The sequence below is a fragment of the Pseudomonas sp. UBA5706 genome (genome assembly GCF_002419965.1).
Taxonomy (GTDB): Bacteria; Pseudomonadota; Gammaproteobacteria; order Pseudomonadales; family Pseudomonadaceae; genus Aquipseudomonas.
In genome coordinates this window covers 114,625-134,487 of the sequence record NZ_DIHC01000026.1, presented here as the reverse complement: position 1 = coordinate 134,487, position 19,863 = coordinate 114,625, and the positions used below count along the sequence as shown (strand labels likewise).

The 19,863-nt window shown below is 58.5% G+C and carries 18 protein-coding genes and 1 pseudogene; 11 read left to right on the top strand and 8 right to left on the bottom strand.

The features are described from left to right. The 6 genes from B3I26_RS12080 to B3I26_RS12055 all read left to right on the top strand — a co-directional run. On the top strand, positions 1 to 271 hold a 271-nt coding region (locus B3I26_RS12080), incomplete at its 5' end, for a colicin E3/pyocin S6 family cytotoxin (RefSeq protein ID WP_296257911.1). After that, entirely contained in the window at positions 268 to 501 is a 234-nt protein-coding gene (locus tag B3I26_RS12075; RefSeq protein ID WP_296257910.1) for a DUF7683 domain-containing protein, read from the top strand. The genes B3I26_RS12080 and B3I26_RS12075, both read left to right, overlap by 4 nt. A gap of 133 nt (positions 502 to 634) precedes the next feature. Then, complete coding sequence (locus B3I26_RS12070; protein ID WP_296257909.1) at positions 635 to 1,519, top strand: colicin E3/pyocin S6 family cytotoxin; 885 nt, start codon at positions 635 to 637, stop codon at positions 1,517 to 1,519. Beyond that, positions 1,516 to 1,740 carry a DUF7683 domain-containing protein gene (locus B3I26_RS12065; RefSeq protein ID WP_296257908.1) on the top strand — a complete coding sequence of 75 codons (225 nt, stop codon included), beginning with the start codon at positions 1,516 to 1,518 and terminating at the stop codon, positions 1,738 to 1,740. Before B3I26_RS12070 ends, B3I26_RS12065 begins: the two co-directional genes overlap by 4 nt. Positions 1,741 to 1,816: 76 nt before the next feature. Continuing rightward, complete coding sequence (locus tag B3I26_RS12060; protein ID WP_296257907.1) at positions 1,817 to 2,113, top strand: hypothetical protein; 297 nt, start codon at positions 1,817 to 1,819, stop codon at positions 2,111 to 2,113. Between the two features lie 548 nt (positions 2,114 to 2,661). Further along, the gene (locus B3I26_RS12055) at positions 2,662 to 3,834 is read left to right on the top strand and encodes a glycosyltransferase family 4 protein (protein ID WP_296257906.1); all 1,173 of its coding nucleotides are present in this window, start codon (positions 2,662 to 2,664) and stop codon (positions 3,832 to 3,834) included. A gap of 68 nt (positions 3,835 to 3,902) precedes the next feature. On the opposite strand, the gene B3I26_RS12050 is transcribed toward B3I26_RS12055, so the two are convergent. From B3I26_RS12050 to B3I26_RS12040, 3 genes are all read right to left on the bottom strand, one after another. Next, positions 3,903 to 5,006, bottom strand: a complete 1,104-nt coding sequence (locus tag B3I26_RS12050) for an NADH:flavin oxidoreductase (protein WP_296257905.1) — start codon at positions 5,004 to 5,006, stop codon at positions 3,903 to 3,905. A 284-nt stretch (positions 5,007 to 5,290) separates the two neighbouring features. Further along, the gene (locus B3I26_RS12045) at positions 5,291 to 5,773 is read right to left on the bottom strand and encodes a glutathione peroxidase (protein ID WP_296257904.1); all 483 of its coding nucleotides are present in this window, start codon (positions 5,771 to 5,773) and stop codon (positions 5,291 to 5,293) included. Positions 5,774 to 5,904: 131 nt separating this feature from the next. Continuing rightward, positions 5,905 to 6,390 carry an FKBP-type peptidyl-prolyl cis-trans isomerase gene (locus tag B3I26_RS12040; RefSeq protein WP_296257903.1) on the bottom strand — a complete coding sequence of 162 codons (486 nt, stop codon included), beginning with the start codon at positions 6,388 to 6,390 and terminating at the stop codon, positions 5,905 to 5,907. On the opposite strand from B3I26_RS12040, the pseudogene B3I26_RS12035 reads away from it, so the two are divergent. The 3 genes and pseudogenes from B3I26_RS12035 (at position 6,389) to B3I26_RS12025 (ending at position 9,973) form a co-directional block, all read left to right on the top strand. Continuing rightward, positions 6,389 to 6,722: pseudogene (locus B3I26_RS12035) on the top strand (DUF3565 domain-containing protein). The gene B3I26_RS12040 and the pseudogene B3I26_RS12035 overlap by 2 nt on opposite strands. Before the next feature lie 173 nt (positions 6,723 to 6,895). Continuing rightward, positions 6,896 to 8,989, top strand: coding sequence for a phosphate acetyltransferase (gene pta, locus B3I26_RS12030; RefSeq protein WP_296257902.1), 2,094 nt, complete (start codon positions 6,896 to 6,898; stop codon positions 8,987 to 8,989). Between the two features lie 81 nt (positions 8,990 to 9,070). Continuing rightward, entirely contained in the window at positions 9,071 to 9,973 is a 903-nt protein-coding gene (locus B3I26_RS12025; protein WP_296257901.1) for an acyltransferase, read from the top strand. A 126-nt stretch (positions 9,974 to 10,099) separates the two neighbouring features. Here B3I26_RS12025 and B3I26_RS12020 read toward each other — a convergent pair whose 3' ends face one another. From B3I26_RS12020 to B3I26_RS12010, 3 genes are all read right to left on the bottom strand, one after another. Further along, positions 10,100 to 10,798: an OmpA family protein gene (locus B3I26_RS12020; RefSeq protein WP_296257900.1), complete on the bottom strand. Its 699-nt coding sequence runs from the start codon at positions 10,796 to 10,798 to the stop codon at positions 10,100 to 10,102. 112 nt (positions 10,799 to 10,910) lie between these two features. After that, positions 10,911 to 11,555 carry an MBL fold metallo-hydrolase gene (locus tag B3I26_RS12015; protein WP_296257899.1) on the bottom strand — a complete coding sequence of 215 codons (645 nt, stop codon included), beginning with the start codon at positions 11,553 to 11,555 and terminating at the stop codon, positions 10,911 to 10,913. Positions 11,556 to 11,709: 154 nt separating this feature from the next. Further along, positions 11,710 to 12,519 carry a sulfite exporter TauE/SafE family protein gene (locus B3I26_RS12010; RefSeq protein ID WP_296257898.1) on the bottom strand — a complete coding sequence of 270 codons (810 nt, stop codon included), beginning with the start codon at positions 12,517 to 12,519 and terminating at the stop codon, positions 11,710 to 11,712. Between the two features lie 110 nt (positions 12,520 to 12,629). On the opposite strand from B3I26_RS12010, the gene B3I26_RS12005 reads away from it, so the two are divergent. Further along, positions 12,630 to 13,394 carry an AraC family transcriptional regulator gene (locus B3I26_RS12005; RefSeq protein ID WP_296257897.1) on the top strand — a complete coding sequence of 255 codons (765 nt, stop codon included), beginning with the start codon at positions 12,630 to 12,632 and terminating at the stop codon, positions 13,392 to 13,394. Between the two features lie 354 nt (positions 13,395 to 13,748). After that, positions 13,749 to 14,948, top strand: coding sequence for an HD-GYP domain-containing protein (locus B3I26_RS12000; RefSeq protein ID WP_296257896.1), 1,200 nt, complete (start codon positions 13,749 to 13,751; stop codon positions 14,946 to 14,948). Positions 14,949 to 15,145: 197 nt separating this feature from the next. Here the strand turns inward: B3I26_RS12000 and B3I26_RS11995 are convergent, their stop codons facing one another. Next, entirely contained in the window at positions 15,146 to 17,902 is a 2,757-nt protein-coding gene (locus B3I26_RS11995; RefSeq protein WP_296257895.1) for a LuxR C-terminal-related transcriptional regulator, read from the bottom strand. A 593-nt stretch (positions 17,903 to 18,495) separates the two neighbouring features. Next, positions 18,496 to 19,860, bottom strand: coding sequence for a DUF1329 domain-containing protein (locus B3I26_RS11990; protein WP_296257894.1), 1,365 nt, complete (start codon positions 19,858 to 19,860; stop codon positions 18,496 to 18,498). Between the last annotated feature and the right edge of the window lie 3 nt (positions 19,861 to 19,863).

Below are 19,863 nucleotides of genomic sequence, written 5' to 3'. Positions count from 1 at the left end.
GACTTTTCGTACAAAACCTAGCTACCACCCACCGCCGAGAGGGTTATCAGCCTTTCCTGATGCCAAAATCACAGCGCGGAAAACTCCCTTGAAGGGCGGAGGTGGTCTACGTAAAAGATGGAAAACAAAAGACGGAACGATCTTTGAGTGGGATAGCCAACACGGAGCTGTTGAGAAGTACAACAAGCGCGGAAAACACCTAGGGGAATTTAACCAAGAAACAGGTGAGCAAACCAAAAATGCAGACAGTACTCGAGAGGTAGAGCCTTGAAATACGTTATTGAAGCGTTCGATAAAGAAACCGAATTTTTGGCTTTTGAAGTTGAGCTACCAGAAGGTTGCGACTCGCAGATCTCAGAAATTATGGGGTGGGCAACAACTCCGCGTGGCGAGGAAGGTTATAACTTGAGTGCCAACCAAGTCGCCGCGATAGAGAAAGTGGCGGGTAGGCAGTTTTACGATAACAGCAGTATTTTCCAGCTCACCTGTAACATCGATTAACGCGCACTCCGGTTGGAAAAGCCAAGGCTAGAGGCGGATGCAGGATAGGGAGGAGGGAAAGCAGAACGGGTACGTTTTTGCGAAGTCCTGCGCCTTGCCAGACGGGGTGACAGACCACAGCGGTTTTGTCCCTGTGGAGTTGTTGAAACAGTACGGCAACTATGCGGTGCTGGGTTCTGCTGGGGCGGCTTCTGCAGGAACCACGGTGCTGGAATGGATCGGCGGTTCTGGCAGCGCGACGGCCCTGGTGAAGCAATTGGGCGGAACACTGGCGGCAGTATTGCCCGGCGCGATGGGAATCACGGTTAGTTTGTTGATCCCGAACACGACCTCGCCGGACAGCGCGTTTTATTCGTCCGAGCAATGTGCCGATTTGAGCAAGGGCAACACCCGTGCTCAGGTGACGATGAAGCACCTGCCGGACGGTTCGGTTGACCTGTACGGGTTCTACACTGGTGGCAAATCGGACTGGCAGAACGTGCCAGTCATCAAGGCGGAGCCTCGCGGCGAACCATTGGTCGCGGATCTTGGCGACGGTATAGAAATCATCTGGACACCGGCGGCTGATTCCAATGCGATGCTGGGCATTCCGGCGCTCGAGGGTGTGACGCTCAAGCCTGCGGTTTGGGTGTACCCACCTGGCCCGAAAACAGAGCAGATTCTGATTAATCCGGCGTATCCGCCGGATTACCAGGACGCGATTATCTCGTTTTCAAGCCAACCGAGCATTGCCCCAATTTACATCTCACTGAGCGCGTCGGGGTCTGGCTATCATCCAAAACCTGAATCTTTGCCAGCGTTTCCGGACGCCAAATGGGCCAGATCAAAAACTTCAGTTCAAGGTGGAGGAAGCTTACGTCCACGCTGGAAGAGCAGAGATGGAACAATCTACGAATGGGATTTTCAGCATGGTGCAGTTGAGAAATACAATAAGCGTGGAAAGCACCTCGGCGAGTTCGATCACGAAACTGGCATTCAAAACAAAGCAGCAGACCCGACAAGGAGAGTAGAACCATGAAGCATGTGATTATGGGAGTTCATGATGGCGAGGATCTCGCATCCTTTGAAAAGGAGATTCTGGTTTCTGTCGACGATCTTAAAACGATAATGGGTTGGGAAAAAGACGATGATTACGTATACGACTACCGGCTTACTTCGGAGCAAATAAGCGCTATAGAGGAGCTTTGTTCGTTTATGCTTCCCAGAGATATGGAACTGTTTCTAACGTGCAATGCCTGATATTTGGTGGCCCAAACCATAGTCTTTTGGCCAAAGCATCAAATAGCCAAATGTACTGCGGATGCAGGAAACCAGAATGACGCAGCCAGATACGTCCCCTGAGTTGCGCGACTTTGAACGACACCGCCATATCACTGACAAGCGCTTCAGGCAGGTGCTTAAGCGGATCGGCAAGGGCACTGGCCGTAAATACCCTGAGACTTTAAACGATTTTCGAGGGCAGGATTACGACATAACGCTAGCTTTCTGGGTGGCCATTGAGAAAGTGCAGCCTGGTAAGTTTAACCAAGTCGAGTACTGCCACGGCTGTCGTGCCGTTCACCTTTGGCTAGACCCAAGTATTAAGGACTTGAATGACTACGCTAAAAGCTAGAATTGATGTGAAAAACGAAAGACTTAAACTTCTAAAAGAAACTAGAAAGGCAAATACAAAACACGACAGAAAGTGTACAAGCAGCCCCGAGACGGGCTTTCGGAGTACAGCCCACGGATGCCTGTGGGATGTTCACCGCAGCCAATCGGACGATGTGGGTGGTATCTAAGCTACAGCGGAAATTTGAGCGGTACGCGGCTCGCATGGCCGATTGCGGTGGTGTTCTTTTGTGTGGTTAGACCATTGCTTCCGCAACATGGCTGACAGCTCTACGTCTGCGAAACGTCCGTTTTGCCGGGTGCGTCATTGCCCGGTGTGTCAGTGGAGACATGCCTATTCGGATTGGACAAATGCCGGTTGACCAGCATGAGCTTGCCCTGATCACTCAAGGAACATCCCTGCCCAACAAGCATCACACCCTATTAGAGATCGTGTAAGACATTAATTATTCGCTCAACCCATCGCCTGCGCTCACTCATATACATCCGTCACAAATCCATCACCGAGTCGCAACACGAGCGCAATGCTTTCATCTGAAACTCGCTGTCATGAATAAATCCTTCCACGTCACCCTCATTACCGAAACCTACGCACCTGAAATCAACGGCGTGGCCAATACGCTGAGCAGGCTGTGCGACGGGTTGCGGCTTCGGGGGCATCGGGTAGAGGTGGTTCGGCCGCGACAAAGCGAAGATGAGTCGCATGCCTGCGGGGATGACTTGATGTTATGTCGCGGCTGGCCGATCCCGGGGTATCCGGGGTTGCAATGGGGCCAGTTGTCGATGCACAAACTGTTGCGCCGTTGGCAGCGCAATCGGCCGGATGTGCTGTATATCGCCACCGAAGGGCCATTGGGGCTGGCGGCGTTGAGGGCGGCGCGGCGGCTGCGGATCGCGATCGTCAGCGGTTTTCACACCCACTTCCAGCAGTACATGGAGCAGTACGGGCTGGGCCTCATGACCCGACTGCTGACGTCATATCTGCGCTGGTTTCACAACCGCTCCAACTCAACGCTCGTGCCAAGCGTGAGCCAGAAGACCGAACTGGCGCGACGGGGCTTCGAACGCCTTGAGCTGTTAGCGCGAGGGGTGGACTGTCAGCTGTTTCATCCTTCCAGACGTTCGAGCGTACTGCGCGAGCAGTGGGGGCTGGGGCCTTGCGATACAGCCGTTCTGCACGTGGGACGGCTGGCGCCGGAAAAGAACCTGGGCTTGCTCAAAACCACCTTCGACACCTTGACTGCCGCCTATCCTCGCAAGCGCCTGAAGCTGGTCATTGTCGGCGATGGCCCGGTGCAAGCAACGTTGCAACGGCAATTGCCTGATGCATTCTTCTGCGGTACTCAGCGTGGCGAAGCCCTTGCGGCCCACTATGCGTCGGGGGATCTGTTTCTGTTTCCGAGCATGACCGAGACGTTCGGCAATGTCGTCCTTGAAGCGCTGGCCTCGGGGCTAGGCGTAGTTGCCTATGACGAAGCGGCGGCGAGCCAGCACATTCGCCACGGTCACAACGGTGTGGTGGCCATGCCGGGGGATGAAGAGGGCTTCATCGATGCCGCGCGCTGGATGCTGGAGGACGATGAAACGCTGCGCCGTGTGCGTTTGAATGCCCGACAGCACGCCGGGCACCAAGGCTGGGCGCAAGTCATCGATGCCTTTGAGCGTCACCTGCGAGACGCCAGCGAGCCTCGCGAAAGCATAATGTCAGTGACACCGTGGTAACGGGTCTGCCGCATCCGTGAACAACCTCACGCTCACAGAGCCAAACCACAGGGCGAAACGCCAATCCCTTACTCCAACTTACCCAACGCATCGCGGCTGAACGGCAAAATGTCGCCTTCGCGACCGTCACGCACTTTCAAAGCCCAGTCCGGATCGACCAACAGCGCGCGACCTACCGCCACCAGATCGAATTCCTCAGCATTCAGGCGTTTGAGCAGATTTTCCAGGCTGGCTGGCTGCGCGACCTTGTCCGTATTGACCATGAACTGCAAAAACTCACCGTCCAGACCGACGCTGCCGACAGTGATGGTCGGTTTACCGGTCAGCTTGCGCGTCCAGCCTGCCAGATTCAGATCGGAACCTTCGAACTCTGGCTCCCAAAAACGACGCGTCGAGCAATGGAAAATGTCCACCCCTGCGTCTGAAAGCGGCTTGAGGAAGGCGCCCAATTCCTCTGGCGTTTGCACCAGCCGCGCGCTGTAGTCCTGCTGCTTCCACTGCGAATACCGGAAGATGATCGGGTAATCGGGGCCGACGGCTGCGCGCACGGCCTGAATCAACTCGATGGCAAAACGAGAACGGCGGGCCAGATCACCGCCGTATTCATCGACGCGCTGGTTAGTGCCCTCCCAGAAAAACTGATCAACGATGTAGCCATGTGCGCCGTGAATCTCTACGCCATCCATGCCGATGGCTTGTGCGTCTCTGGCGGCTTGAGCAAATGCCGCGATAACGTCGGCAATGTCCTGTTTGCTCATGCCGTGAACCACGACGTTGCCGTCCTTGAGTTTTTCAGTCGGACCGTAAGCCGGCACGCTGCCATCGGGCTCGGTACCGAGCCGACGCACAGCGCCCACGTGCCATAGCTGGGGGACGATTTTGCCGCCCTCGCGATGAACGGCTTCGACCACCTTCTTCCAGCCTGCCAATGCGGCTTCGCCGAAGAACTGCGGAACAGCGGGATATCCATTGGACGCCTTATGACCGACCGTGGTGCCTTCGGTGATGATCAGGCCAACACCTGCGGCAGCGCGGCGACGGTAATACTCGATAACTTGTGCATTGGGCACACCGCCTGGCGAGAAAGAACGCGTCATCGGTGCCATCACCACCCGCGTCGTTAGCTCCAGGCTGCCCAGATGAAAGGGTTTGAACAAGGCTTTGACCGGCATGCAACGTCCTCGACGATAGGGAAAATCAAACCCACAGAATGGGCCGCCTGGCGCACGATGCACAGCACTATTGATTTGGGTGATTAACGTTTAAAGCGAGGGAAAGCCTTGGATGACCGCTGGCTGGCAAGACACTCTGACGTGCACGTCCCGGCGGTGGGGATCGCTTCGAGCGGTAGCGCTAAATGAGAAAGCCATGCTTTGCCCGTTGTGACGGGGCCTTGATCGCCCTGAGGTCAGCGTTCAAAAACCGAAGGTGGGCGTGCCGGGCAGGCGGGTTGGAATCAGCGCAGCGCCTTTTCGATCGCCTGGATCACCGAAGGATCATCCGGCGTGGTACGCGGCGAGAAACGCGCAAGGACGCGGCCATCCTGCCCCACAAGAAACTTCTCGAAATTCCAGGTGATGTCCCCCGGAAATTCAGCGCCTTCGCCCGCCAGAATCTGATATAGCCGGTGACGATGAGGGCCGTTCACTTCGAGCTTGTCGCCCAGTGGGAACGTGACTCCGTAGTTCAGCGAGCAGAATTGCTGAATCTGCTCCTGCGAACCGGGTTCCTGTGCCGCGAACTGGTTACAAGGCAGGCCCAGGACGCTGAAGCCCCTGTCTTTGTATTGCTGATAGAGCCTTTCGAGCGCGGCATATTGCGGCGTAAGACCGCATTTGGAGGCCACATTGACCACCAGCACCACTTTGCCCTTTAGGGGTGCGAGAGGCAGTTCTTGGCCATCCAGAGCTTTTAATTTCAGCTTGTGAAATACACTCATGACGAAGCTCCCCTGCTCTGCATACAAAAATCATAGGCCGAAAAAAGCGCCCTGACAGGCCGTGAAAACAAAACAGTTTCACGAAGCCCGCGAGGACGCCTTGCCAGCTCACTTCAGCTTAGCAGGACAAATCAGTGGTGATGACCACCTTCGCCATGTACGTGGCCATGGGCGAGTTCTTCCTCGCTGGCATCACGGATGGCCACGATCTTGACCTGGAAATTCAGGCGTTGACCGGCCAGCGGGTGGTTGCCATCGACTGTCACATCGTCGCCGTCCAAGTCGCGGATGGTGACAATCTGCATCTGGCCGTCCGGGGCGGAAGCGTGGAACTGCATGCCGACTTCCAGTTCGTCGACACCTTCGAACATGCTGCGGTTCAGGGTGCTGACCAGCTCGGCCGAGTATTCGCCGTAGGCGTCTTCGGGCTCGATGGCGACTTTCAGTTCATCACCGATGTCTTTGCCTTCCAGTGCCTTTTCCAGACCCGGAATGATGTTACCTGCACCTTGCAGGTAAACCAGCGGCGCGCCGCCGGCAGAACTGTCGATGACCTCACCAGCGTCATTGGTCAGGGTATAGTCAATGGAGACAGCCTTGTTGGCGGCGATCGGCATGGGGCAAGACCTTTTGCAAATAGAGATATGAGCGAACCAGTCTAACCAAGCACTCGCGCGAAAGCGAACGCAACTCAGACGGACGGCCCCGCTTGCACGAACCCATTGAGCCTCAAAGCGACATCACGATTACCGCCTTTCATTGTGACGAAGACGGTCATTGGGTCGCTCGACTCTCCTGCGGTCATACCCAGCACCTGCGCCATCAACCACCCTGGTAGTCCCGGGCATGGGTGCTCGATGCACGCCAGCGACAGGAAAAAATAGGTCGCTCGTTTCACTGTGGCTGGTGCGCGCAGAGGGCAGATAGCGATAACCTTGTGCCCCGTTGAGACGCTGCGACTGAACAGCGTCCTGTTTTATCCGGTCCACTGGCTGATTGGGGTTCGTATGAAACGTTGTCGAGCGAAGCTTGAGCCTGCCTTAACGCAGCATGGGCGAGCGCAGCCGCTTTTCGTACGTCACCACACCGGGGCCTTTGCACGCTCACCATTGAGAAGCCCGCATGCAGACTTTTTTTATCGCGCCCACAGACTTCGGTGTGGGTTTGACGTCCATCAGCCTGGGGCTGGTGCGCACCCTGGAGCGCGCCGGACTTAAAGTCGGCTTTTTCAAACCCATCGCCCAGCCTCACCCCGGCGACCTCGGGCCCGAGCGTTCGACCGAACTGATCGCCCGCACTCACGGCCTCAAGCCGCCCAAACCGCTGGCCTTGGCCCATGTCGAGCGCATGCTCGGTGAGGGGCAACTGGATGAACTGCTGGAAGAAATCATCAACCTGTATCAACAGGCATCGGTTGGCCGCGATGTGCTGATCGTTGAAGGCATGGTTCCGACCCGCAGCGCCAGTTACGCCGCGCGGGTCAACCTGCACATGGCCAAGGCGCTGGACGCCGAAGTGATCCTGGTCTCGGCGCCGGAAAACGAGGTGCTCACCGAGCTGTCTGGCCGCGTCGAATTGCAGGCACAGATGTTCGGCGGCCCGAAAGACCCAAAGGTGCTGGGGGTGATCCTCAACAAAGTGCGCACCGATGAAAGCATGGAAGCCTTTTCGGCGCGGCTTAAAGAGCACTCTCCGTTATTGCGCAGCGGCGATTTTCGTCTGCTGGGCTGCATACCGTTCCAGGCGGATCTGAATGCCCCGCGTACCCGGGACGTCGCCGACCTGCTGGGTGCGCAGGTCATCAACGCTGGCGACTACGAACAGCGGCGCATGTCGAAAATCATCATCTGCGCGCGCACCGTGCTCAATACCCTGCAGTTGCTCAAGCCGGGAGTACTGGTGGTCACCCCGGGCGATCGCGACGACATCATTCTCGCCGTGAGCCTGGCAACCATGAACGGCGTGCCACTGGCGGGTCTGTTGTTGACCAGCGATACCCTGCCCGACCCGCGAATCATGGACTTGTGCCGTGGCGCCTTGCAGGCCGGGCTGCCCGTGCTATCGGTCAGCACAGGGTCGTACGACACGGCCAACCAGCTTAATCAGTTGAACAAGGAAATCCCGATCGACGACCGCGAACGTGCGGAAATCATTACCGATTTCGTCGCCAGTCATCTGGACGCCAACTGGCTGCATCAGCGCTGTGGCACGCCTCGCGAAATGCGCCTGTCCCCGGCGGTGTTCCGCTATCAACTGATCCAGCGGGCGCAAGCGGTGAACAAGCGCATCGTCCTGCCTGAAGGTGCAGAGCCACTTACCGTGCAGGCTGCGGCGATCTGTCAGGCCCGTGGCATTGCGCGTTGCGTGTTGCTGGCCAAGCCTGAAGACGTTCACGCAGTCGCCCGCGCCCAAGGCATCGAGTTACCGCCGGGATTGGAAATCCTCGACCCGGATGAGGTCCGCGAGCGTTACATAGGACCGATGGTCGAGCTGCGCAGAAGCAAAAGCCTTAACGCGCCAATGGCCGAGCAGCAACTTGAAGATCCGGTGGTGATCGGCACCATGATGCTGGCGCTCGATGAGGTCGACGGCTTGGTCTCCGGGGTCATTCACTCCACCGCAAACACCATTCGTCCGGCCCTGCAACTGATCAAGACCGCGCCGGGCTGCACCCTGGTGTCCTCGGTGTTTTTCATGCTGTTCCCCGAGCAGGTGCTGGTCTATGGCGACTGCATCATGAATCCCCATCCGACGGCTCAGGAGCTGGCGGAAATCGCCGTGCAGAGCGCTGATTCGGCGATTGCCTTCGGGCTGTCACCACGGGTGGCGATGATCAGCTACTCCAGCGGCAACTCGGCCAGTGGTGAGGAAGTGGAAAAGGTTCGCGAGGCCACGCAGCTGGCACAGGAAACCCAACGCGGCCTGCTGATCGACGGACCGCTGCAATACGACGCGGCGGCAAACGAGAATGTGGCCCGGCAACTGGCCCCGGACAGCCCGGTCGCTGGCCGCGCCAACGTGTTTGTCTTCCCTGATCTCAACACCGGCAATACCACCTACAAGGCCGTGCAGCGCAGCGCCGACTGCGTGAGCCTGGGGCCGATGCTGCAAGGCCTGCGCAAGCCGGTCAACGATCTGCCGCGCGGGGCTCAGGTCGACGACATCGTCTACACCATCGCCCTCACCGCGATTCAGGCGGCGACCATGCCTCGGTAAAGTCGCCTTGCATTGGCCTTCACCCACCATAATGCCGCCGGCACCCACCGGCGGCTGCTTGATCTTCGGAGTTCGCCCCCCATGGATTTGCTGCCTGCCCCCTTGCGCGGCGTCATTGCCTCGCTGCTGTTGGCGCTCAATACGATTGTCTGCTGCACGCCGCTGTTCATTGTCGCAATCTTCAAGCTATGCCTGCCCTTCCCCGCTGCGCAGAAGCTCACCGACTGGCTGATGAGCCATATCCACGAAGCCTGGATCAGCAACAACAACGCCTGGATGAACCTGCTTGGCCACACTCGCTGGCACCTCAGTGGCCTTGAGAGTCTGGATTACCAGCACTCATACCTGGTGACCAGCAACCACCAGAGCTGGGTGGACATCATGGTTTTGCAATACATGCTGAACCGGCGCATTCGTCCGTTGAAATTCTTTCTGAAGCAGGAGCTGATCTGGGTGCCGGTGATCGGTCTCGCATGGTGGGCGTTGGGCTTTCCGTTCATGAAGCGTTACAGCAAGGCCTATCTGGCCAAGCACCCGGAAAAGAAAGGCAAGGATCTGGAAACCACCCGCCGCACCTGCGCGAAGTTTCGCAACAACCCGGTAGGCATCTTCAACTTCGCAGAGGGCACGCGCTTCACCAAAGGCAAACACGCCCATCAGGCCTCACCGTTTCGCTACCTGCTCAAACCCAAGGCCGGCGGCATTGCCTTCGTGCTGGACGCCATGGGCGAGCAGCTGGAATCCATCGTCAACGTGACCATTCACTACCCCGCCGGTCAGCCGGGATACTGGGACTTGCTATGTGGAAGGGTTCGCGAGGTGGTTGCGCATTTTGAGCAAGTGCCGATCCCTGCGCAGTTCATTGGCAAGAGTTATGACCAGGACGCTGCGTACCGAGCCGAGTTTCAGCAGTGGATCAACCGCCTGTGGGAAGACAAGGACGTGCTGTTAGGGCAGATGCATGAGCGTTACCCGAAGCACTGAGCGTCGAAGCGTCCTGTCGCCGCATGGCTTTGCAGGGCGGGTAAAAAAGGTCAGGAACGAGTTTAAGCCTCGCACATGAACGTAAAACCCCGGCACGAAGGCCGGGGTTCAGGGTACATCAACCACTTACTGCTGCTGGTACTGCTGACCAGGAATAGGCTTGAGGTTGACCTCGACACGACGGTTCTGAGCGCGACCGTTAACATCGGCGTTGCTGGCGATCGGCGAATCCGGACCTGCACCACGCACCGACAGGTGAGCAGCGTCTACCCCTTGCGAAGTCAGGTATGTCGCCACGCTCTGAGCGCGCTGTTGCGACAAATCCATGTTGTGCTGGCGGCTGCCGGTGCTGTCGGTATAACCAACGATCTCAATCATGTTCTGGTTGTACTGCTTCAGGGAACCGGCCAGGTTGTTCAGGGGCGAATAGAAGCTGCTGGCGATCGCCGACGAGTCGGTGGCGAAGGTGATGTTGCCCGGCATTACCAGCTTGATGTTGTCGCCTTCACGTTGCACTTCAACGCCTGTGTTGGCCATGCTGGTGCGCAGGGCGGCTTCCTGTTTGTCGGCGTAGTAACCGTAACCCGCTGCACCGGCACCCACGACTGCGGCGCCGATCAGTGCGCCCTTGCCGCGATGATTGTGGTCGATCGCAGCACCGGCGACAGCCCCTGCCAGCGCGCCCAGGCCACCGTACTTAGCAGTCTTGCTGACGCCGCCAGAATTCTGTGCCTGCCCCTGATTGTCGTATGGATTTTGCGTTGCGCAGCCAGACAAGACAGCGAGCGCGGTGGCGGCGATGATTGAACGGCGAAAGGTAAACATCAAGGGAAGCTCCTGTATTGCTTGCTTTGGCACAACCAGTCAAAAAACCGTGGCCATGTGCGCTTATAGAGCATGACAGTAGGCAAAAATTCCTTAACACCGCCTGAACGATTCACGCCCTGACAAAGGGGTTATCACGCATTTCATCCCCCAAACGCGTGTCCGGCCCATGCCCGGTCACCACTGTCGCCTCCTCATCCAGCGTGTACAGCCGCTCCTTGATCGAGCGCGTGATCGTCGCCTGATCGCCACCCCACAAATCCGTACGCCCGATCCCACGCTTGAACAAGGTATCGCCTGCAATCAGCAGTTTTGCATCCTCGAACCAGAAGCTCATCGACCCTGGCGTATGCCCCGGCGTGTGCAACGCCACGCCGCATCCACAGGCCAGTTCCTCATCGTCCTCAAGCCAGCGATCCGGCGGTGGGACGGGCACATAAGGAACACGAAAAACCTGACACTGGGTTTCGAGGTTGTCCCACAGGAACTGATCCTCCTTGTGCAGATGCAACGTCGCCCCGGTCTTTTCCTTCAGCCGCCCGGACGCCAGGAAGTGATCCAGATGCGCGTGGGTATGAATGATGCTCACAACCTTAAGACCATGAGCCGCGAGCTTTGCCAGAATCAGTTCATGATCGCCACCGGGATCGACCACGATCGCCTGCTGGGTGAGCGGATCGCCAATGATCGTGCAGTTGCACTGCAACGGGCCGACAGGAAAAGTTTCACGGATTAGGGTGGGCTTGGTGGGCTGCATGATGACCTGGGCGCAGTGAGTGGGATGCGGACATTGCTTGAATAGGCGATGGCCAAGGGTCTCGCGAAAACCCAGGCTGTTCAACCCGTCGTTGAGCTGCCGGCACCCGATGCGACACGCAACTGCCGTTGACGTGACGCCAGCAGCGCCGGGGTCACACCACAACCATGCTGATCATCACTAGCATCAACAATCCGACATAAGCCCGCGCATGCAGTTGGTCCGGGATGCGTCCGACCCATCGAGCCGCCAAGCGCATGCCGAGCCACGCCGCTACGGTGAGAATGGCGAAGGCGCCGAGATTGACGTAGCCGACATACCCCGCGCCCAAGCCTGCTTTGCCCAGGCCCGTCAGCATGTAGGTGGCTGTGCCGACCAATGCCACCGGCAGGCTGAGCGGGTTGGCCATGGCGGTGGACTGGGTCATGCTCAAGCCGCTGCGGCGCAGCAGGGGAACCGTCATGACACTGCCGCCCACCCCCAGAAAGGTGGCGATGGCGCCGATGACGATACCGCCCGGGCCGACGCTCCAGCGGCTAAGACCACGTGGTTCGCCCTGACACGCTTGTGAGACAAATCCGCGCCTGCACAGGCAATCGACAATGGTGATTGCCAGGTAGATCACAAACGCCACACGCAACGCGGCACCGCTGACGAAGCCTGCTGCAAGGGCACCAATCAATGAACCGATGGCGATGAAACCCGCCAGCGGCCAGAGCCAGGTCTTGAGCAAGGTCCCGGCGCGTGCTGATCGGCGGGTGCTCAGCGCGGCATTGACGATCATTACGCACGTGGAGGTCGCTACGGCCACGTGCATGGCGGCTTGCTCGGCCAGCGCACCGCCCGCGCCGCTGACCAGCACGCCATACAACACCGGCACGACCACAAAGCCGCCGCCAAAACCGAACAGCACTGTCGTCACTCCCGAGAAGCTGCCAAACACCGCCAGAAGTAGATAAGTCATCACACAGCCCTTGAACAAAGATGCGCGGACGATAGGCTGTTCCAACCCCCCCGGGCTTGAGGATTCAGGCCATTCATGTTTGTGTTTCGGCCACACGCTGAGGGCCCGCCATGCGCAACACCTCCATCGATAGCTTCGACAGCACGCCGCGTCCGGTCATTGCGATTGGCAATGATTATGCCGACGGGTACGTGCTTCGCCGGCATCGCCACCGGCGCGCGCAACTGCTGTACGGCTCTACAGGAGTGATGAAGGTGTCAACCGAGCAAGGCGACTGGGTGGTGCCGCCCCAGCAGGCGGTGTGGATACCGCCACAGTTGGAGCATGAGGTACTGATGCTCGGTGTCAGCACCCGCAGCCTGTACATAGAGCCATCTGCCGTGCCTGTTTCGCGGCAGTCATGCGAAGTGATCGGCGTCGCGCCACTGTTGCGGCAGCTGCTGATTGAAGCGGTGGAACTGCCCTTGGCGTATGACCTTCACGGTCGTGACGGGGTGTTGATGTCGCTGGTGCTGCTGGAAATCGAGCGAGCGCACGCGCTGCCATTGCACATTCCATTGCCCGACGAGCCTCGTTTACTAGCGCTCTGCCAGCGTTTTTTGCAGCACCCGGACGTCCACCAATCGCCGCAACAATGGGCCCAGGCATTGTTTGTCAGCGAGCGCTCGTTCAGTCGGCTGTTTCGGGAGCAGACCCAGATGAGTTTCGGCCAATGGCGACAGCACGCCTGCGTACTGCTGGCCCTGTCTCGGCTATCGAGGGGAGAATCGGTTACCCGTATTGCGCTGGACCTTGGTTACGAAAGTCCAGCGGCCTTTTCGACCATGTTTCGTCGCTTGGCGGGTTGTGCTCCCAGTCAGTACTCCAGCGGCTGACGGTAGACGGTGACAGCGAGTGGCAGATGATATCTGCGATGTATATGACAGCTTGCCGTGCGTCATTCCCACTCGATTGGAGGGATCGACGCACCGAAAAACACCGCTCCTGCATTTATTTTTTCCATTCAAGTGCAGCCAACGAATGAACGTATTTCAGTAACCTGCTGTTTTATACAGACAATATATAAAAAAATAAAAATCCTGGCTTATCACTGGACAGATGTATTTTCAAAATCGTGCTCATATACTGGCACTGCGCAACTATTCGACGTGTAGCGCTCGAGACAATAAGAGATTGCCTCGATGACCCCCGCAAGGCAGCTCAGGCCCAAGGCAAAACGAGCAGGCTCCATGCTAAGAAAAATCGCGGTCTCCGATCTAACGCTCGGCATGTACATCCACGAGTTCTGCCGCCCACGAACCCACGATCCGTTCTGGACCCTGCATGTGGAACGCGAACTGCGCGACGAAGAGGTCTTGCAGCGCATTCAGGCGTCGGCGCGCGAAGTGTGGATTGATACGCGGCGCGGTAAAAGCCCTACCGCACAGGTGCAGATTCTCGCTGTCGCCTCCCGCAGTGTCCGAGCGAGCGATGCAGCCCCCGCTAGCATGGAGAGAGAGCTGGCCCACGCCAAAATGATCTGTGGCCGTGCCAAACAGGCCGTGATGGTGATGTTCACCGACGCTCGTATGGGCCGCGCGATGAACATCCAGGACGTCGACCTGCTGGTGGAAGAAATCTCGACCTCGGTCATGCGCCACCCCCACGCGCTGATCAGCCTATCGCGTCTGAAAACCTGCGATGAATATACGTACATGCACTCGGTCGCGGTCTGCGCACTGATGGTGGCACTCGCCCGGCAGATGGACCTGAGCGAAGAACAGGTTCGTGAAGCGGGGGTCGCCGGGTTGATGCACGATGTGGGCAAGATGATGATCGCCCCGGCGATTCTCAACAAACCCGATCGCCTGACATTCGACGAATACGAAACCATGAAATACCACCCGCAGGCCGGGCTGCAAATTCTGCAAGGCTGCCAGCAGGTCACTGCTACGGTTCGCGACGTGTGCCTGCATCACCACGAAAAGGTCGATGGCAGTGGTTATCCTCACGGCCTCAAGGGCGAGGAAATCAGCCTGTTTGCCAGGATGGGCGCGGTCTGTGACGTGTACGACGCCGTCACCTCTGATCGCCCGTATAAAAAGGGCTGGAACGCCGCGCAATCGATCCGCGAGATGGCGTCGTGGAAAGGCCATTTCGATGAAACGATCTTCCAGCACTTCGTCAAGACCGTCGGTATTTATCCGGTCGGCGCGCTGGTGCGCCTGAGAAGCGAGCGCCTGGGCGTGGTGGTCGAGCAAGGTGAAAATTCGTTGCTGCAGCCGAAAGTGAAGGTGTTCCTGTCCATTCGGACCCTGCTCCCGTTCGAGCCGCACATCGTCGACCTGGCAAATCCCGACGAACAGGACGCCATCGTCAAGTTCGAATTGGCCGAAGAGTGGGGGGTGCAGGATGTCGAGAAAATGTGGGCGGGTGCGGCGGCAGACTGATCTTGCACGCCTGGCATACCACGAATCACCTGACATACAGCAGCGCTGCAGCACGGGTTGCTGGCGGTAGCGATTTCAAGGCCTTCACCGGCGGCAAGCCGCGCTGCTGCATGAGATTTACATTGCCCGAACATCAATGACATAACTGTATTGATCCGTCAGCCGGCGTCTGCGGCAGCGCTTTGGTGATCGCTACGCTAGCCCAACAGCCCCATTTCCTGCGCCCGTGCAACCGCCTGTGTGCGGCGCGCCACGCCCAATTTGCCGTTGATGTGGCTGGCGTGGGTTTTGACAGTGTGCAAGGAGATGAACAGACGTTCGCTGATTTGCTGATTGGAGCAGCCTTGGGCGATGAGTTGCAGCACGCCCAATTCGCGTGCGCTGAGCACCTCGCTGCCGGAACAGAGGTCGGCGTCGTTCCGCGCGCAGGGCATGTCGTCTTTGACCGCGTCGCCTGGAAGCTGATTGAGCAGGTAATCGACGAGTCGGCAGCGCGGCCGTTTGAGCAGTTGCTCGCGCAGCCAGTCTGGATGCTGGCGGATGACATCCAGCAATGGCAGCACAGCACCTCCCGTGGCGCTGCGAAGGCAGCGATCGAGCAGATTTTGCGCCTGGGTTCGGTCCTCTGCTTCAAGCGACAGCAGGATGTGCTGACTCATGGCACTGAGCCCTATCAGCCCAGCGCCGATGTGCTGCGCGCAGCTCTGCAGTTGCATCAGGCGCTGGGAAGACGCTTCGACGCGGCCCTGGATTCTGTCGAGCATGGCGCACAGCAGTTCGATGTGCAGGGACATTTGCGGCATGCATTCCGGCGCGGCGGCAGGTTGATCGCCGTTGTAGGTCTGCCCCAACCGCACCAGCCACGCATCCGCCAGGTCGATCCGCCCTAACGCGAGCCACAGTTCGCATTTGGCCAGAGTGATCATCGCCAGGTAGTAAACCGGCGGCACGTCCCAGATATGCATCAGCCGCTCGGCCTCGGCCAGTTCGGCGAAGGCCTCGGCGAAGCGCCCTTCCCTCCCCGCAAGGCCGGCGATCGCGCAGTGACCGATCAGCACACTGATGTCGCGGCAGGCCCGAGCTTCCGCCAGGCCGGCAATGAGCCTCGCACGCCCGGCCTCGGTTTGCAGGCACTGCACCAGCAAATAGCCTTCATAGAGGGTCAGCCGCGCGCGCACCGCATAGAGCCGGTGTGACGACAATCCGTTCAGACGGCGAAGGCCCTGACGCACATCTTCCAGCGCACGCAAAGCCTCGCCGCGCGCCAGCAGCGTGCGTGCCCGGTCGTAATGCGCCAGGGCCTCGAACAGTGGATTGGCAACCCTCTGCGCCAACTCCAGGGCATCACGATTCAACGCTCGGGCGCGCCAGAGCTCACCCTTGACCAGGGCTAGATTGGCCAATGTCGATAAGCACAACAGCCGCTGCCCGTAGCGTTTTTGCGGAAGGCTCTCCAGCGCCTCGCTGCAATAGTGGTGGGCGGTTTGGCTGTCACCACGCCCCCGGGCGATGATACCGCTGAGCGCCAGCCACTGTGCCAGCATGGACTTCTGCGCTGTGGCCGATGGAGCGGGCAGGAAGCGGCTGAGGTGGTTGGCCAGCTCCTCTGCGGCATCAAGCTGACAGGCCAGCCCCAACGCCCATGCGTACAGCACGATCAAACGCGGCGTGCTGATTAGCAAACTGTCGGGCAGGTCCATTTTCCAGCGCAGCAGCATGCCGATGTTCTGTTCAGCCAGCAGTTGTTCTTCGGACAGATGCTGCACCAGGTTGGCAGCGACATCGTGATCACCGGCGCGCAAGGCCTGTTCGATCGCTTCATCCAGCAGCCCCTGTTCACTGAACCAGCGGCAAGCATTCAGATGCAGGCGCCTTTGACGCGGCGCGACCGAACTGCCCGCACGCGCGCGCAGCAGGTCGGAGAATAAGTGGTGGTAGCGAAACCAGTGCCCGCTTTTATCCAGCGGCACCAGGAAAACCTGATGCGCTTGCAAAAAGCCGAGCATCTCGCCGCTGTCATGGGCATCACGGGCCGCGTCGCACAGCGCGCTGCAGAAGCGTTCCAGGCAAGCCGTTTCATACAGGAAAGCCTGGACGTCGGCGGGCAGGCAGTCGATAACTTCTTCAAGCAGGTAGTCGCGGATCAGGCCTTCACTGCCGTTGAGTTCCTGGGTCAGGGTATTGTTGCTGGTTTGGGCGGCGGCGAGCAGCCAGAAACGCAATCCGGCGACCCACCCCTCACTGCGTTGCAGCAGCATGTGCAGCGCATCGTCGGTCAGCCAGTTGCTGTGCTGATCCAGAACCGCCATCGCCTCGTCGTCAGTCAGGCGCAAATCCTGCTCTGACAGTTCAAGCAACTGTCGTGACAGGCGTAAACGCGCCAGATGCCAATCCGGACGCTGACGGCTGGTCACCATGACGATCATGCCCGCAGGCTGGTGATTGAGCAGAAATTGCAGGCAGCGATCCAGCACCGGGCCTTGCACGAGGTGGTAGTCGTCCAGCACCAGCAACAGCGGCTTGCTCAACATCAGGTGCATCGCCAGCTCGTCCAGCAGACTGTCGAGCCACTCTTCGAAAGCGAATGGTTGATGCCGCTGGCGCATTTTCAGCAGCCCCAGCGCCTGATTGCCAAGTTGGGGAAAGAACTGTTGAAGGCCGCTCAGCAGCCGTTCGAGAAAACGACCGGGATCGCTGTCGCGCTGACTCAAGCCAAACCACAGGCTTTGCCACTGATCAGGGAGGCTTTCGCAGAACTCCACCGCCAGAGAACTCTTGCCGAATCCGGCTGGCGCGCTGATCAACAGCAGACGCCCGGACAGCCCCGCTCTCAGCCGCTCGCAGAGTCTGGCCCTGGGCACATGGCCTTCGGGCAGGGGTGGGCGGAAGAAACGTCCTTCCAACGCAGTGACTGCGTGATTTGCGATTCCTTGCAAACGCGACAGATCAGTCATGGCCGGCTCTTATTGGAAGTGCTTGTTATTCGGCGTTCAGATGTCGGGAGACTAGCGGCTAAAGGGGGGTTTTTGAAGAATGTTCGACGAAAGACTGTGAGAAAACATATTCAATCAACACGGCGAATGTTGCTTTATATGTTTTTGGAGAGGGAAAGAGTGCACTGACGCGCCTGAGGCTAACGAAAGCAGAAACGCTTTTTTTCTGCAACCGAACGATTACTGCTGCAGCAATCTGCTACTGCCCAGGGACGCGGGCGGCTGCCCGGAATCAAAAGGCGAACGATCCCGGGCTTACGCTTTAGTCAAACGCCCAGAAAACACCCCGCCGATTCAGGGTGTTTTTTCTTGCAGCCATGGGGTTTAGCCCTAGGCTCTGTACGAAAAGGGGCTGCGCTCGGTGATGCTGCGTTAAAAACAGGCTCGGAATGCTCATTTACAACACGTAGACTCCGCCTCCTCGCCTGTTTTTGCCTTGCCTGACCTTCGCTCGCCGACTTTTCGTACAGAACCTAGGGCCGAGCGATGCGAAGCGGTGCTACTCGATCGCTATCATCGACCGCGCAAGTTGCCGCGCCGGTTCGACAGTACGATCAACGCACCCCTTCCTGACGCAACGCGTTAGGTGAGAACTCGCTGGTGGTGGCCGTGAAACCGAAATCGTATGCGCTCTTCTCCTCGTTCTTCATGCCCAACGCCAAATAACGGCCGGACTGCAGGTCGTAGAGGGTTTCCACGGCATACCACGGCACTTGCTTGTCGTAGTAGTTCTCGGCGTGAGCTTCCGCCACACGCCAAAGCTGGCCGCGACCGTCGTAGTGATCGATCACCGCTGCCTGCCAGGTGTCTTCGTCGATGAAAAAGTCACGCTTGGCGTAGATGTGACGCTGGCCTTCCTTGAGGGTCGCCGTCACGTGCCATACGCGGCGCAGCTCGTAACGCGTCAGATCCTGATTGATGTGGCCTGCCTTGACGATGTCGGCGTATTTAAGCTTCGGGTCGTCAAGCTTGTAGCTGTCGGAGGCGATATACATTTCCTGCTTGCCGATCAGTTTCCAGTCATAGCGATCCGGCGCGCCGTTGTACATGTCCAGGTTGTCGGAGGTACGCAGACCGTCAGCTGCGGTACCCGGACCGTCATAAGACACCTGCGGCGCACGACGCACGCGACGTTGTCCGGCGTTGTAGACCCATGCCGAACGCGGTTCCTTTACCTGATCGAGGGTTTCGTGCACCAGCAATACGGAACCGGCCAGACGCGCCGGAGCAGTCACTTCCTGCTTGAAGTAGAAGAGGATGTTGCCGGGGTTTTTCGGATCGAAATCCTTCATCTTGTCGCGGAAGACGAACTGATCCTGGAAATAGACCGGGCTGAAAGAGCCGTTGGTTTGCGGCGTGACCTGCACCACCAACCGTTTCACACTGCCGCCGCGATAGCGGGTGATGTGGTTCCAGATCACTTCAAGGCCGCTTTGCGGGATGGGAAACGGCACTGCGGTCTCGAAATTCTCCAGACCGTTGCCGCCGGAGACCAGCTTGGTGTTGGTGGCGTTTTTCTTGATGGCGGCGAATACATCGGCAGGCACGGTAGCGCTGCGGTGGGACGGGTAGACCGGCATCTTGAAGGTGTCCGGATAACGCTTGAACATCGCGTATTGGCCCGGAGCCAGGTTGTTCTTGTACTGCTCCACGTTTTGCGCGGTGATGGTGAACAACGGTTTTTCATTGGCATAGGGATTGGCCAGGAACCCTTTGCTGTCGACGGCGCCAGCATTGGTCGCCATCGGGGTCCAGGCAGCAATGGTATTGGCAGCATTGCCGGCCTTCTCCGCGCCCATCGGCGTCAGCGAGGTGCCCAATTTGGCAGCATCCGCGTCGGACACTGCAGCCATCACGCTCGTCGCCAGTAGTGACAGACTCAACACACCGACCTGCAACAGGCTTTTTCTTGTTTTCATTTC